The organism is Kitasatospora sp. NPDC059571 (genome assembly GCF_042735675.1).
Taxonomy (GTDB): domain Bacteria; phylum Actinomycetota; class Actinomycetes; order Streptomycetales; family Streptomycetaceae; genus Kitasatospora.
The window spans coordinates 1-14486 of record NZ_JBHWBW010000174.1; the positions used below are offsets into that span (position 1 = coordinate 1).

A 14486-nucleotide genomic window follows, 5' to 3' on the forward strand; every position below is an offset into this window, starting at 1 on the left:
CTGAGCGCCCGCGCGCCGCCGCGCCCCCCCCCCGCCGCGCCGCGCGGCGCGCTGCGCGCGCGCGCCCCCCCCCCCGGGGCGGCGCGCCCCCCCGCCCCCCCCCGCCCACCCGAGGAGAGCCACCTTGCGCAGCCGCCACGTCTTCCACGCCGTGGACTCGCACACCGAGGGCATGCCCACCCGCGTGATCACCGGCGGGATCGGCACCGTGCCCGGCGCCACCATGGCCGAGCGCCGTGTGCACTTCCAGCAGCACCTGGACCACGTCCGCACCCTGCTGATGTACGAGCCGCGCGGCCACGCCGCGATGAGCGGCGCGATCCTCCAGCCGCCCACCCGGCCGGACGCCGACGTCGGCGTGCTGTACATCGAGGTGTCGGGCCTGCTGCCGATGTGCGGCCACGGCACGATCGGCGTCGCCACCGTCCTGGTCGAGACCGGCATGGTGGAGGTGGTCGAGCCGGTCACCACCGTCCGGCTGGACACCCCGGCCGGCCTGGTCGTCGCGGACGTGCACGTGGTCGACGGCGCGGCCCGGTCCGTCACCATCCGCAACGTGCCCTCGTACGCGGTCGGGCTCGACCGCACGGTGGAGGTGCCGGGCCACGGCGAGGTCGCGTACGACCTCGCGTACGGCGGCAACTTCTACGCCGTCCTGCCGCTGGAGCGGCTCGGCCTGCCGTTCGACCGGGCCCGCAAGCAGGAGATCCTGGACGCCGGGCTCGCGGTGATGGCCGCGATCAACGAGGCCGACCGGCCGGTCCACCCGGAGGACCCGGCGATCAACGGCTGCCACCACGTCCAGCTGCTGGCGCCCGGCTCGACCGCCGTGCACTCCCGCCACGCGATGGCGATCCACCCCGGCTGGTTCGACCGCTCGCCCTGCGGCACCGGCACCTCCGCCCGGATGGCCCAGCTGCACGCCCGCGGCGAGCTGCCGCTCCACCGGGACTTCGTCAACGAGTCCTTCATCGGCACCTCCTTCACCGGCCGGCTGGTCGAGGAGACCACCGTCGCGGGCCGGCCCGCCGTGGTGCCCACCGTCACCGGCCGGGCCTGGCTGACCGGCACCGCCCAGTACTTCCTCGACCCGGCCGACCCCTTCCCGGCCGGCTTCCTGCTCTGACCCCGGCCCCGGTCCCCGGCCCGCCCCGGCCCGAGCCCGCCCCCGGCCCCGAGCCCCGACCCGACCCCGGTGTCCGCCCGGACACCCTGGAGGACCCCGTGACCCTCACCTCCCGCAATCCCGCCGCCCCCGCCGACGTGGTGATCACCACCGGCACCCCGGGCGCGGCCGGCACCCTGGCCGCCGTCGACCGCGCCCGGGCCGCCCAGCCCGGCTGGCTCGCGGCCGGGGCCGCCGCCCGCTCGGCCGCGCTCACCCGCGCCGCCGAGGCCGTCGAGGCGCACGCCGACGAGCTCGCCGCCCTCGTCGTCCGCGAGGTCGGCAAGCCGCTCGGCGAGGCCCGCGGCGAGACCGCCCGCACCGCCGCCATCCTCCGCTTCTACGCGCAGGCCCCGTACGCGCCCGCCGGCGCCGTGCACGAGACCGCGGCCGGGCCCGGGCTGCTGCTCACCCGCCGCCGCCCGTACGGCGTCGCCGGCCTGATCACCCCGTGGAACTTCCCGCTGGCCATCCCGGTCTGGAAGGCCGCCCCCGCGCTCGCGGTCGGCAACACCGCCGTCCTCAAGCCCGCGCCCGAGGCGACCGCCTGCGCACTGCGCCTGGCCGAGCTGCTCGACCTGCCCGACGGCGTGCTCACCGTGATCCCGGGCGGCGCCGAGGAGGGCGCCGCGCTGGTCGGCGCCGCCGACGTGGTCTCCTTCACCGGATCCACCGCCGTCGGACGGGCCGTGATCGCGGCCACCGCCGAGCGCGGCGTGCCCGCCCAGGCCGAGCTGGGCGGCCTGAACGCCGCACTGGTGCTCCCCGACGCCGACATCGAGCGGGCCGCCGACGATCTCACCGCCGCCATCGCCGGGTACGCCGGGCAGAAGTGCACCGCCACCAGCCGGGTCATCGCGGTCGGCGAGGCGTACGAGCCGCTGCGCGAGGCCCTCGCCAAGCGCCTCGCCGCCGAGCCCTGCGGCCCGGTCATCGGTGAGGCGGCGCTGGACCGCCTCACCGGCGCGGTGGACACCGCCCGGGCCGCCGGGGCCGAGGTGCTCACCGGCGGCATCCGCACGGACGGACCGGGCTGGACGTTCGCCCCCGCGCTGCTGGCCGGGGTGCCGGCCGGGCACCCGCTGCTCACCGAGGAGTTCTTCGGCCCGGTCGCCGTCCTGCTGCGGGCCGCCGACCTGGACGAGGCGATCGCGCTGGCCAACGCCAGCCGGCACAGCCTCGCCGCCTCCGTGCACACCCGGGAGCTCGGCACCGCGCTCGCCGCCGCCGACCGCCTCGCCGCCGGCATGATCAGGATCAACGCGCCGTCCACCGGGGTCGACTTCCACCTGCCGTTCGGGGGCACCGGTTCGGCCGCCTACGGCGAGCGGGAGCAGGGCGCGGCCGCCCTCGACTTCTACACGGCGAGCCGGACGGTCTCGCTGCTCCCGCCGGCATGACCGGCCCGGTGGAGACGGTCGACTACCACACGGCCGGCGAGCCGTTCCGGATCGTCACCGCGGGGCTGCCGCCCGTCCCCGGCGCGACGGTCGCCGAGCGGCGGGCGCTCGCGCTCGGCGCCGGCGGCACCGCCACCGCACCGCGGCCCGGCGCGCTGGACGACGTGCGCCGGCTGCTGACCCGGGAGCCGCGCGGCCACGCCGGGATGTACGGCGGCTTCGTGGTGCCGCCGGACGACGACGGCGCCCACCTCGGGGTGCTGTTCTGGCACAAGGACGGGTACTCCACCGCCTGCGGGCACGGCACCATCGCACTCGGCGCCTGGGCCGTCGACAGCGGGCTGGTCGCCGCACCGGCGGACGGCACGGCCGAGGTCGTCGTGGACGTGCCCTCCGGCCGGGTGACCGCCACCGTGCACCGGGCGGCCGGGCGCACCACCGCCGTCGCCTTCCGCAACGTGCCGGCCTTCGTCACCGCCCGCGACCTGCCCGTCCGCGCGGGAGCCGGCACCGTCCGGGTCGGCGTCGCGCACGCGGGCGCCTGCTACGCCGTCGTCCGCGCCGCCGACCTGGGCCTCGCGGTGACCGTCGGACAGCTCCCCGGGCTGACCGCCGCCGCCCGGCGGATCCGGGACGGGCTGGCGGGCCACCCGGCCACCCGCCACCCCGCGGACGACCGGCTCTCCGGCGTCTACGGCGTCCTGCTGTACGAGGAACTGCCGGACACCCCGCAGGGGCCCGCGCAGCGCAGCGTGACGGTCTTCGCGGACGGCCAGATCGACCGCTCGCCGTGCGGCTCCGGGACGTCCGCCCGGCTCGCGCTGCTCGCCGCCGAGGGTCGCACCGGGGTGCTGCGGCACCTGTCCGTGATCGGCACCGAGTTCACCGGCCGGGTGGTCGGCGAGCAGCCGGGCGGGCTGGTCACCGAGGTCACCGGCACCGCCCACCGCACCGGCGAGCACCGCTTCGTGCTCGACCCGGACGATCCGCTCGGCCCGGGCTTCCTGCTGTGATCCCCTGGCTGGAGCTCACCCTCACCCCCGCCGAGGCGGTCCGGGCACTGGAGCGTGCCCTGCTGGACGGGCTCGACCCGGAGGCGGCGGCGCCGCGCTCGGCCGTGCCGGTGCCGGCCGGAGAGCTGCTGCTGATGCCCGCCGCGGCGGGCCGCTACGCCGGAGTGAAGATCGCTGCCGTCGCGCCCGGCAACCCGGTCCGCGGGCTGCCCCGGATCACCGGCGGCTACCTGCTGTTCGACGGCCCGACGCTGCAGCCGCTCGCACTCCTCGACGGCGCCGCGCTCACCGCGCTGCGCACCCCGGCGGTCACCGCGCTCGCCCTGCACCGGCTCGCCCCGCCCGACGCCGGCCGGCTGGTGCTGTTCGGCGCCGGGCCGCAGGCCCACGGCCATCTGGCGGCGCTGGCCGCCGTCCGGCCGCTGCGCCGTGTCACCGTGGTCGCCCGCCGCCCCGGCCCGGCGCGGGAGCTGGCGGACCGGGCCCGTTCCCTCGGGCTGGACGCCCGCACCGGCGGCCCGGAGGCGGTGGCCGAGGCCGACCTGGTGGTCTGCTGCACCACCGCCCGGACACCGCTCTTCGACGGCCGGCTGGTGCCCGACCGCGCCGCGGTCGCGGCGATCGGCTCGCACGAGCCCGGTGCCCGCGAGGTGGACACGGCACTGGTGCGCCGGTCGGCGCTGTACACGGAGGCCCGCTCGGCGGCGTCCGCGGAGGCCGGCGACCTGCTGGCGGCCTTCGCGGAGGGCGGCCCGCTGCCGCTTGCTAACCTGTCAGAACTCGTCTGCGGGAAGGCAGTTGTGCCGGACGACCGGCCCAGGCTGTTCAAGGGGGTCGGGATGGCCTGGCAGGACCTCGCGGTCGCCGCCGCCCAGTACGACGCCGGTGCCGCCGCCCGCCCCGGCGAAACGTGACATTGTACGATGAGGGCCTGTTCACCCCCGGAGGCACACCATGGCGGACCTCAAGCCCCGCGCCCTCATCTCCGTCCAGGAGCGGCTGCGCGACCAGGTCGCGCACGCGCTGCGCGCGGCACTGATCTCCGGCGAGCTGCGCCCCGGCGTCGTGTACTCGGCGCCCGCGCTCGCCACGGACTTCGGGGTGTCCGCCACCCCCGTCCGCGAGGCGATGCTCGACCTCGCCCGCGAGGGCCTGGTCGAGGCCGTCCGCAACAAGGGCTTCCGGGTCACCGAGCTGAGCGAGCGCGACCTCGACGAGTTCACCGAGATCCGCGCCCTGATCGAGGTCCCCACGGTCGGACGGGTCACCCGCACGGCCGCCCGCGAGCAGCTGGAGGCGCTGCGCCCGGAGGCCGAGGCCATCGTCGAGGCCGCCCGCGCCCACGACCTGATCGCCTATCTGGAGGCCGACCGGCGCTTCCACCTCGGGCTGCTCGGCCTGGCCGGCAACGCCCGGCTGGTGGAGACCGTCGGCGACCTGCGCAAGCGCTCCCGCCTGTACGGCCTCAACCGGCTCGACCAGCGCGGCGAGCTGGTCTCCTCCGCCGAGGAGCACCTGGAGCTGCTCGACCTGATGATCGCAGGCGACGCCGAGGCGGCGGAGGAGTGCATGGCCCGCCACCTCGGCCATGTGCGCTCGCTCTGGGCGGCCGGCCTCGACGGCGGCTCGGACGACCGCCCGGAGCTGCGCACCGGCAGCTGAGCGGCCGTCCGGCCGGTACGGCCGAGCGGCGGCGGGGCGCTCAGCCCCGCAGGTACGCCGCCCAGCCGCCGGCGGCGGTGATGTCCGCGGCGCCCTCCAGCGCGGCGGGCTCGCAGAGGAAGCCGGTCACCCGGCTCCCGTCGGCGAGCTCCACACCGCCCAGCACCATCGGCGCCGGCAGTGCGGCCAGCAGCGCCCCGAGGCCCGCGGCGGGCAGCTCCCACAGCTCACCGGCGATCGAGGCGCCGCCCGCCCCGCCCGACTCCGCCGCGCCCCCCGTCCCGATCCGGACGAGGCCGGGCTTGGCCGGGACGGTGTCCAGGGCGTACAGCCGGTAGCTGGGGGCGGTGGCGGTCTCGGCGAGGAACCGTGCGCCGAGCGAGGCCAGTTGGCCGTTGAGCGGCTGCCCGGTCAGATGGGCGCCGAACACCGCCAGCGGCAGGGACGGCTCGGTGAGCAGCCGGGCGATCGCGCCGAGCCGCTCCTCGGTGTCCGCCGGGCCGACCAGCATGACGCCGAACGGCAGGCCGTGCACCGTCCCCGCGGGTACCGCGAGGGCGCACAGGCCCAGCAGGTTGGCCGAGTTGGTGAACCGGCCGAGCCGGGCGTTGACGCCCACCGGGTCGGCGGCGACCTCGGCCAGGGTGGGGTGGGCGGTGGTGGTCGGCAGCAGCAGCGCGTCCGCGTCGCCGAGGGCGGCGAGCGCCAGGGTGCGCAGCCGGGCCAGTTCGGCCAGGTCGTCGACCAGCCGGTGGGCCGGCACGTCGCGGGCGGCGCCGATGATCCCGGCCACCACCGGGTCCAGGCCGGGGCCGCCCTTGTCGACGAACTCCCCGACGGCCGCGTACCGTTCGGCGACGAAGGCGCCCTCGTAGAGCATCGCGGCGACCCGCTCGAACGGCGCCGGGTCGATCGCTGCCAGGGCGGCTCCGGCGGCGGCGAGCCGGTCGGCCGCCGCCCCGAACGCCTGCGCCCACCCGTCGGCGAGCGGGCCGAGCGCGTCCGGCGCGGGCACCGCCACCCGCCACGGCCCGGCGGCCCGGCCCGGGCGCTCGGGCGCCGGGTCGGCGATCAGCCGGTGTGCGGCCTGCGCCTCACCGACCGTGCGGGCGAACACCGAGACGCAGTCCAGGCTGCGGCAGGCCGGCACCACGCCCTCGGTCGGCACCCGGCCGGGGGTCGGCTTCAGCCCGACGATGCCGTTGAGCGCGGCGGGCACCCGGCCGGAGCCCGCGGTGTCGGTACCGAGCGCCAGGTCCACCAGGCCGAGGGCGACCGCCACCGCCGACCCCGAGCTGGAGCCGCCGGAGATCCGCTCCGGGTCGACGGCGCCCCGCACCGCGCCGTACGGGCTGCGGGTGCCGACCAGGCCGGTCGCGAACTGGTCGAGGTTGGTGGTGCCGAGCACCACCGTGCCGGCGGCGCGCAGCCGGGCGACCGCGGGCGCGTCCCGCTCGGGCAGGTAGGCGTAGTCGGGGCAGCCGGCCGTGGTGGGGAGGCCGGCGACGTCGATGTTGCCCTTGACCGCGCAGACCGTGCCGGCCAGCGGCAGCTGCTCCCCGGCCGCCGTCCGGGCGTCCACCAGGGCGGCCTCCGCCTCCGCCTCGGCCTGCGACCGCAGGTCGATCCAGATCTCCGGCCGGTCCGCGGCGGCGATCCGGGCGTACGCCCGCCGGACCCGCTCGACGGCTCCGGGCCGCTGTACGGCGCTCACGCGACCGCCCCCAGGACCACCAGCGGGCTGCCTGCCTCGACCTGGTCGCCGGAGCGGACGAGCAGTTCGGCGACCACGCCGTCCTGGTCGGCCGTCACCGCGGTCTCCATCTTCATCGCCTCCAGTGCCATCAACTGCTGTCCCTTGCGGACGCGTTCGCCGGCGGCGACGTCGACCTTCCAGACGCACGCGGTGAGCTCGGACGCGACCACGCTGCCGCCCGGCGGGGCGGTCACCGTCCGCGGGGCGACCGGTGCGGCGCCGGCCGCCCGCTCGGCGCGGTCGAACTCGCCCGCCTCCTCCCAGGCCTGCCGCTCGGCGGCGAAGGCCGCGGCCTGCACCGCGCGGAACTCCTCGATCGGGCCGGCCTGTTCGGCCAGGAAGCGCAGGTGGTCGGCGAGCACGAACTCGCCCTCCTCGATCCGCGGCCGGAACCGCCCGGCGGCCATGTCCGCGCGCAGCTCCAGGAGTTCCTCCGCGGACACCGGGTACCAGCGGATCCGGTCGAAGAACCGCAGCAGCCACGGTGCGCCCGGCTCGAACGGGCCGCGCTGCTGCCAGCCCGACCACATCTGCACCGTCCGCCCGACGAACTGGTAGCCGCCCGGCCCCTCCATGCCGTAGACGCACAGGTAGGCGCCGCCGATGCCGACCGAGTTCTCCGCCGTCCAGGTGCGGGCCGGGTTGTACTTGGTGGTCACCAGCCGGTGCCGCGGGTCCAGCGGGGTGGCGACCGGCGCGCCGAGGTACACGTCGCCGAGACCGAGCACCAGGTACTCGGCGTCGAAGACCGTGCGGTACACGTCGTCGACCGAGCCGAGGCCGTTGATCCGGCGGATGAACTCGATGTTCCACGGGCACCAGGGCGCGTCGTCGCGCACGCCCGCCATGTACCGCTCGATCGCCTCCCGGGTCGCCGGGTCGTCCCAGGACAGCGGCAGGTGGACGGTGCGGCTGGGCACCGCGAGCCGCTCGGTGTCGGGCAGCGCCTCCTCGATCTCCCGGACCAGGCCGAGGAGTTCGGCGACCGGCAGGACGTCCGGATCGACGTGCACCTGGAGCGAGCGGATCCCGGGCGTCAGGTCGACCACTCCGTGCGGGCGCCGGGCGGCGAGGTGCTCGGCGAGCGCGTGGACCCGCATCCGCAGCGCCAGGTCCAGCTGCATCGGCCCGTACTCGACCAGCAGGTTGTCGTCGCCGCTGCGCCGGTAGGTGACGGCGGGGCGCCCGGCGGAGGCGGGCAGCCGGCCGAGCACGCCGCCGTCGGTGATCGCCGCGCGCGAGGCCCGCGGCACGGCGGCCGGGGCGCGCCGCAGCCCGTCCGCGGCCGCGGCGGTGACCGGGACGAACCGCACCCGGTCGCCCGGGCGCAGCTGTCCGAGCTTCCAGCGCTGGCCGGCGGCGACCGTGGCGGGGCAGACGAAGCCGCCCAGCGAGGGGCCGTCCGGGCCGAGCAGCACCGGCATGTCGCCGGTGTAGTCGACCGCGCCGACCGCGTACGGGGTGTCGTGGATGTTGGACGGGTGCAGGCCGGCCTCGCCCCCGTCCGGGCGGGCCCAGGCCGGCTTGGGGCCGACCAGGCGGACGCCGGTGCGGGCGCTGTTGAAGTGCACCGACCAGTCGGCGGCGTAGAACTCCTCGATGTCCTGCTCAGTGAAGAACTCCGGTGCGGCGTGCGGACCTTCGAGGGCGGGCAGCTCCCAGTCGGAGGTGAACGCGGGCCGCTCGGCGGCCGGGACGGGACCGGCGCCCGGCCCGAGGGCGGCGGTGCCGCCGCGCAGCACGTCGCCGACCCGCAGCGCCCGCCCGCCGTGGCCGCCGAAACCGCCGAGGGTGAAGGTGGCGGCGCTGCCGAGGAAGAGCGGGGCGTCCAGGCCGCCGGCCACCAGCAGGTAGCTGCGCAGTCCGGGCCCGGGCGGCGCCGGGATGTCGAGCAGCGCCCCGGCGGGGACCCGGACGGGCACCCACTGCGGGATCGCGGTGCCGTCGACGGTGGCCGCCGTGGGGGCGCCGGTGACGCAGACCCACGCCGCCTCGGTGAACCGCAGGGCCGGGCCCTGCAGCGTGCACTCCAGTCCGGGCGCGCCCTCGGGGTTGCCGCGCGCCCGGTTGCCGAGCCGGAACGACAGGTCGTCCATCGGCCCGCACGGCGGGACGCCGACGTGCCAGTAGCCGGTGCGGCCCGGCCAGTCCTGCACGGTGGTCTGGGTGCCCGCCCGGACGACCTCGATCCGCGGCGTCGGGTCGGTGACGCCGGCCAGCGTGCCGGTGTGGTGGGCGGCGCCGCGGACGGCCGGCACCGCGGGCACCGCGCGCAGCAGGCCGAGGTTGGTCTCGATGCCGTGGATCCGGGTGCGGTCCAGGGCGTCGGTGAGGCGGGCCAGCGCATCGTCGCGGTCGGCGCCGTGCACGATCACCTTGGCGAGCATCGGGTCGTAGGCGGTGGTGACCTCGGTGCCGGTCTCCACCCAGGCGTCCACCCGGACGTCCGCGGGGAAGACCACCTCGGTCAGCAGGCCGGCGCTGGGCCGGTGGTCGCGGTTCGGGTCCTCGGCGTAGACCCGGGCCTCCACGGCGTGGCCCTCCGGCGGTCCGACCTCGCGCACGGCCGAGCGCTCGCCCCGGGCGAGCCGCAGCATCCACTCGACCAGGTCGACGCCGTACACCGCCTCGGTGACCGGGTGCTCCACCTGGAGGCGGGTGTTGACCTCCAGGAAGTACGCCTCCTCGCGGGCGGCGTCGTAGACGTACTCCACCGTGCCGGCCGACCGGTAGGAGACCGAGGCGCACAGCTCCCGGGCCGACTCGGCGAGCTGCTTGCGCACGTGCGCGGGCAGGCCGGGCGCGGGCGCCTCCTCCAGCACCTTCTGGTTGCGCCGCTGGAGCGAGCAGTCGCGGTCGCCGAGGGTGACCACCCGGCCGGTGCCGTCGCCGAAGACCTGCACCTCGACGTGGCGGGCCCGCTCCACCAGCCGCTCCAGGAACACCCCGGCCGTGGCGAAGCTCGCCGCGGCGACCCGCTGCACCCGCTCCCAGGCGTCGGCCAGCTGCGCCGGGCCGTGGCAGGCCTGCATGCCGATGCCGCCGCCACCGCCGGTGGCCTTGAGCATCACCGGGTAGCCGACCGCGTCGGCCGCGGCGAGCGCGGCGTCCAGATCCGCCAGCAGGCCGGTGCCGGGCAGCAGCGGCACGCCGGCGGCCTCGGCGGCGGCCCGGGCGGTGTGCTTGGCGCCGAAGACCTCCAGCTGGGCGGGGGTCGGGCCGACGAAGGCCAGCCCGGCCGCCTCCGTCCGCCGGGCGAACGCGGCGTCCTCGGAGAGGAAGCCGTAGCCGGGGTGGACGGCTCCCGCGCCGGTGTCCAGCGCCGCCTGGAGCACCAGGTCGCCGCGCAGGTAGCTGTCCTTGGCGGCGGCGGGCCCCAGGCGCACGGCGTGGTCGGCGAGCCGGACGTGCGGGGCGGAGCGGTCCGGGTCGGAGAAGACCGCCACGGTGGCGATGCCGAGCCGCCGCGCGGTGCGGATGATCCGGGCGGCGATCTCGCCGCGGTTGGCGATCAGCAGGGTGTCGTAGGTCATCGCGGCTCAGTCCTCGGTGACGGTCATCCGGACGGGCGTCGGGTCGAAGCCGTTGCACGGGTTGTTGATCTGGGGGCAGTTGGAGACCAGCACCAGCACGTCGGTCTCGGCGCGCAGCACGACCCGCAGGCCGGGCGCGGAGCGGCCGTCGACGATGCCGAGGGTGCCGTCCGGTTCGACCGGCACGTTCATGTACCAGTTGATGTTGGAGACCAGGTCGCGCTTGCCGAGGCCCCAGCGGGCGCCCTCGGCGAGGAAGTTCTCCACGCAGGCGTGCTGGGACCAGGTGTGGTGGCCGTAGCGCAGGGTGTTGGACTCCTTGGAGCAGGCGCCCGCGATGGTGTCGTGCCGGCCGCAGTCGTCCTCGGTGACGGTCATCAGCGGGGTGTGCTCGGTGGAGAGCAGCACGCTGCCCTTGTCGAGGAAGAGCGAGCCCTGCGCCTGCACGGTGTCGCTCGCGCTGTAGCGCACGGCGGTGTCGTGGGCGTCGTAGAGCAGGCAGTCGACGGCCTGGTTGCCGCCGAGGTCGGTGACGGTGAGCAGCTGTCCGCGGCGGACGACGGCGGAGAAGGCGCCGCGCGCGGGCACGGTCCGGTCGAGCAGGACGGTCATCGGACCCCCAGGGCTGCGGTGTTGAGGTGGGCGCGGTGGCGTTCGGGGGTGCTGTCCCAGTGCGGGTCGCCGGGGCCGGTGACCTCGCCGGGCACGGCGAGCACCTCCAGCGGGGTGCAGTGGTAGCCGGGGCGCGGGTCCAGCGGGTGGGCGGTGTTGGCGATCAGCAGGGTGACCGCCTGCTCCGCGCGGAGGGTGACCGCGGCGCCGGGGCCGGCGGATCCGGTCGAGTGCAGGGCGCCGTCCGGGCCGGCCGTGATGCCGTGGAAGAACGAGATGCTGGGCGGCAGGTCGCGCGGGCCGAGGCCGTGCTTGGCGGCGGCGAGGACGAACAGCTCGCGGCCGGCGGGGGAGGGGCCGTGCGCGGTGCCGTCGCCGTACCGGGCGGTGTTGCGGGCGGCGGCGGAGGTGCCGGCCAGCGCGTCGTGCCGGCCGGAGGAGTCGGCGGTGAGGGTGGCGAGCACCCGGCCCTGGTCGGAGAGGAGCTGGCTGCCGGTGCCGAGGTAGGCGTTCCACTGGACCTTGACGGTGTCGGCGGCGCTGAGCCGCTCCCAGGGCCGGGCCGTCACGTACAGCAGCAGGTGGGCGCAGGCGTCGCCGTCGCGGTCGGTCAGGGTGACGTGGGCGCCGGCGGGCAGCACGAGGTGGGTGCAGCCGCCGCCGGCGACCGTCTCGGACCACAGGGTGCCCGGTGGCGGCGGCAGCACGGGCATGCAGTCGACGACCGCGCCCGCCTGCGCCCTGGCGTGTGTGCGGGCGGCCGTGGTGGTGGCGGTGCCGGCCTCGGCGTCGGTGGTTTCTGTCATGCGACAGAAATTAGGCAGCACCGGCTTCGCCGCCATTGCCCGGACGTAACACGGGAGTTACCGTCCCCTCACGGTGATCGCGGCCTGCGGTGATGTGCGAGGATCATGAGGTGTCCACCACCAGCCGTCCCGCCGCCCGCGTCGGCCGCCCGCGCGCCCAGGGCCCCGTCGACAGCGCGCTGGCGCCGCGCGACCAGGTGCTGGCCGCCGCCGCCGAGCTGTTCACCCGCAACGGCTACGCCGCGACCACCACCCGGGCCGTCGCCGAGCGCGCGGGGATGCGGCAGGCGTCCATGTACCACTACTTCGCCGGCAAGGAGGACGTCCTCGCCACCCTGCTGGAGAGCACCGTCGAGCCCTCGCTGGCCTTCGCGGCCGCCCTGCTCGCCCAGCAGGGCGCGGACCCGGCCGCCAGGCTCTGGGCACTGGCCGCCCGCGACGCCGAACTGCTCTTCGGCGGCCTGTACAACCTGGGCGCGCTCTACCAGTTGCCCGAGGTCCGCGGGGAACGCTTCGCCGGCTTCCGCGCGGCCCGCGCCGAGCTCAAGGCCGCGTACGGCACGCTGCTCGCCCTGGTCGCGACGGACGGCACCGACCCCGCACTCCGCACCGACCTGCTGTTCGGCCTGGTGGAGGGCGGGGTGGCGGTCGCCCGCGAGCAGGGCGGGCGGACACCGCACGCGGTGGCGGGCGCGGTCGCGGACGCCGCGCTGCGGTTCGCCGGCTGCTCCCCGGCGCAGGCCGAAGCCGCCCGCCGGGGGGGCGAGCGGCTCGTCTGAGCGGCCGGATCAGCGGCGCAGCCGCCGGTACACCGCGCCGGCCAGCACCGCGACGACCGGCACCAGCACGCCGAACCAGCGGAAGTACCAGTGCCCGCCCGCCGGGTCGTACACCGTCTCGCGCGGCCAGGCGAGGTTCACCGTCATCGCCGCGCCGTACAGCAGCGCCAGCACGTTCACCGGCAGCGCCCAGCGGCCGAGCGAGAACAGCGGCCGCCCGCGCTCGTCGGCGTCCGCGCCCTCCCCGACCGGCAGGCCGCGCAGCCGGCGGACCAGCAGGGCGCCCACCACCAGCGCGTACGCGGCGTAGACCAACACGATGCAGGTGGTGGACAGCGCCAGGAAGGCGGCCGGGGAGACCAGGTTGAGCAGCAGGAAGGCGGTGGCCGGGACGCCCACCGCGAGCGCCGCCCAGCGCGGCATGCCGCTGCGCGGGTGGACGGCGGCCAGCCGGGCCGAGCCCGGCAGCGCCCCGTCGCGGGCCATCGAGAAGACCATCCGGGTCCCCGCGGTCTGCATCGCCAGGGTGCCCACGCAGACCGCGACCGCCACGTCCGCGAGCAGGACCCGGCCCAGGCCGTCGCCGAGGCTGCTGGTCAGCACGTAGGACAGGCCCTCCGAGGCGAGCCGGCCGTCGGTGAGGCTGGGGGCGGCCAGCACGCCGCCGAGCAGCAGCAGCCCGCCGCCGACCCCGGCCGCGGCCAGCGCGGTCAGGATGGTGCGGGGCGCGGTGCGCCGCGGCGCGACCGTCTCCTCGGAGAGCTCGCCCGCGCTGTCGAAGCCGATCATCACGTACGCGGCCGTGAAGGAGCCGACCAGGAGCGCCCAGAACGCGCCCCCGCCGGTGTGGCCGGTGTGCAGCACCACCGAGGCGGGCTGCTCGGTGTGGGTGAACAGCAGGACGACGATCAGCACGATCCCGGTCAGCTCGGCGGTCACCCCGATGCCGTTCACCCAGGACAGCACCCGGTTGTCCACCGCGTTGACCAGTGTGGTCAGCACGATCAGCGCGGCGCCGAGCAGCACCGCGTTGGCGGCGCCGCTCGCGGTGGTCGGGGAGGGGTCGCCGCCGAGGAGCTGGAAGCCCGGCCAGAGCGCGGGCAGCACCACCTGCAGGGCGAGCGCGGCGGCGGTCACCACCACCACCTGCCCGAGCACCATCAGCCAGCCGGTGAACCAGCCGTAGGCCGGGCCGGCCAGCCGGGTCGCCCACTGGTAGATGGCCCCGGAGATCGGGTAGCGGGCGGCGAGTTCGGCGAAGCAGGCGGCCACCAGCAGCTGGCCGACCAGGACCGCCGGCCACGTCCAGACGAACGCCGGCCCGGCCGAGCCGTAGCCGAACGCGAAGAGCTGGAAGACCGTGGTGAGCACGGAGATGAACGAGAAGCCGGCCGCGAACGAGGCGAACCGGCCCATCGTGCGGTGGAGTTGCTGCGGATAGGGGAGCGCGTCGGCGGGCGCCGGCCCGGCGGCTCCGGCAGGGGCGAGGGAAGTGCTGGTGGTCATGGGGGCACCGGCTTTCCACGGCAGTTTCTGTCGGTTGACAGAAAGTAGGGGCCGCGGGATTCCCGGGCGTTGCCCGGCTGTTGCCGCCAGGTTGCCGTGTGCTCACCGCCGCGGGGTGTCCGACAATGGGGCGGTCGGACCCGCCCGGGCCGGCCGCTGCCGGAGCCGACCGGAGGACCGGATGAGCCTGCACCTCGACGTCCCGGTGATCGCCGCACCGATGGCCGGCGGCGGCTCCACCCCCGCCCTCGCGG

General features: G+C 76.7%; 11 protein-coding genes. 6 read left to right on the top strand and 5 right to left on the bottom strand.

Going from position 1 to position 14486, the window contains the following annotated elements; genetic code table 11:
• Positions 1-124: 124 nt before the first annotated feature.
• The 5 genes from ACFV0G_RS20200 to ACFV0G_RS20220 all read left to right on the top strand — a co-directional run bounded on the left by ACFV0G_RS20200 (position 125) and on the right by ACFV0G_RS20220 (position 5240).
• Positions 125-1126, top strand: a complete 1002-nt coding sequence (locus ACFV0G_RS20200; RefSeq protein ID WP_380549326.1) for a proline racemase family protein — start codon at positions 125-127, stop codon at positions 1124-1126.
• 98 nt (positions 1127-1224) lie between these two features.
• On the top strand, positions 1225-2565 hold the full coding sequence (locus tag ACFV0G_RS20205) for an aldehyde dehydrogenase family protein (RefSeq protein WP_380549329.1): 1341 nt from the start codon (positions 1225-1227) through the stop codon (positions 2563-2565).
• A complete protein-coding gene (locus ACFV0G_RS20210; protein ID WP_380549332.1) occupies positions 2562-3578 on the top strand; it encodes a proline racemase family protein in 1017 nt (338 codons plus the stop codon). Before ACFV0G_RS20205 ends, ACFV0G_RS20210 begins: the two co-directional genes overlap by 4 nt.
• Positions 3575-4492 carry an ornithine cyclodeaminase family protein gene (locus ACFV0G_RS20215; RefSeq protein ID WP_380549335.1) on the top strand — a complete coding sequence of 306 codons (918 nt, stop codon included), beginning with the start codon at positions 3575-3577 and terminating at the stop codon, positions 4490-4492. The genes ACFV0G_RS20210 and ACFV0G_RS20215 overlap by 4 nt, the downstream gene beginning before the upstream one ends.
• Positions 4493-4532: 40 nt before the next feature.
• A complete protein-coding gene (locus tag ACFV0G_RS20220) occupies positions 4533-5240 on the top strand; it encodes a GntR family transcriptional regulator (protein WP_380549338.1) in 708 nt (235 codons plus the stop codon).
• Positions 5241-5280: 40 nt separating this feature from the next.
• Here the strand turns inward: ACFV0G_RS20220 and ACFV0G_RS20225 are convergent, their stop codons facing one another.
• Genes ACFV0G_RS20225 through ACFV0G_RS20240 form a run of 4 tightly spaced genes read right to left on the bottom strand, consistent with a single transcriptional unit; the run spans position 5281 to position 11947 of the window.
• On the bottom strand, positions 5281-6954 hold the full coding sequence (locus tag ACFV0G_RS20225; protein ID WP_380549341.1) for an allophanate hydrolase: 1674 nt from the start codon (positions 6952-6954) through the stop codon (positions 5281-5283).
• Positions 6951-10529, bottom strand: a complete 3579-nt coding sequence (uca, locus tag ACFV0G_RS20230; protein WP_380549344.1) for an urea carboxylase — start codon at positions 10527-10529, stop codon at positions 6951-6953. Before uca ends, ACFV0G_RS20225 begins: the two co-directional genes overlap by 4 nt.
• 6 nt (positions 10530-10535) lie before the next feature.
• A complete protein-coding gene (locus ACFV0G_RS20235; RefSeq protein ID WP_380549347.1) occupies positions 10536-11141 on the bottom strand; it encodes an urea amidolyase associated protein UAAP2 in 606 nt (201 codons plus the stop codon).
• Positions 11138-11947: an urea amidolyase associated protein UAAP1 gene (locus ACFV0G_RS20240; protein ID WP_380549350.1), complete on the bottom strand. Its 810-nt coding sequence runs from the start codon at positions 11945-11947 to the stop codon at positions 11138-11140. The genes ACFV0G_RS20235 and ACFV0G_RS20240 overlap by 4 nt, the downstream gene beginning before the upstream one ends.
• A gap of 110 nt (positions 11948-12057) precedes the next feature.
• Here ACFV0G_RS20240 and ACFV0G_RS20245 point away from each other — a divergent pair, with 110 nt between their 5' ends.
• On the top strand, positions 12058-12726 hold the full coding sequence (locus ACFV0G_RS20245) for a TetR/AcrR family transcriptional regulator (protein WP_380549353.1): 669 nt from the start codon (positions 12058-12060) through the stop codon (positions 12724-12726).
• Positions 12727-12735: 9 nt separating this feature from the next.
• Here ACFV0G_RS20245 and ACFV0G_RS20250 read toward each other — a convergent pair whose 3' ends face one another.
• Complete coding sequence (locus ACFV0G_RS20250; RefSeq protein ID WP_380549356.1) at positions 12736-14232, bottom strand: amino acid permease; 1497 nt, start codon at positions 14230-14232, stop codon at positions 12736-12738.
• Between the last annotated feature and the right edge of the window lie 254 nt (positions 14233-14486).

What these genes read in the sequence shown, in the direction of transcription:
- ACFV0G_RS20250 (WP_380549356.1), bottom strand. Translation starts at nt 14,232, where the DNA reads ATGACCACCAGCACTTCCCTCGCCCCTGCCGGAGCCGCCGGGCCGGCG.
- ACFV0G_RS20235 (WP_380549347.1), bottom strand. Translation starts at nt 11,141, where the DNA reads ATGACCGTCCTGCTCGACCGGACCGTGCCCGCGCGCGGCGCCTTCTCC.
- ACFV0G_RS20210 (WP_380549332.1), top strand. Translation starts at nt 2,562, where the DNA reads ATGACCGGCCCGGTGGAGACGGTCGACTACCACACGGCCGGCGAGCCG.
- ACFV0G_RS20220 (WP_380549338.1), top strand. Translation starts at nt 4,533, where the DNA reads ATGGCGGACCTCAAGCCCCGCGCCCTCATCTCCGTCCAGGAGCGGCTG.
- uca (WP_380549344.1), bottom strand. Translation starts at nt 10,529, where the DNA reads ATGACCTACGACACCCTGCTGATCGCCAACCGCGGCGAGATCGCCGCC.
- ACFV0G_RS20240 (WP_380549350.1), bottom strand. Translation starts at nt 11,947, where the DNA reads ATGACAGAAACCACCGACGCCGAGGCCGGCACCGCCACCACCACGGCC.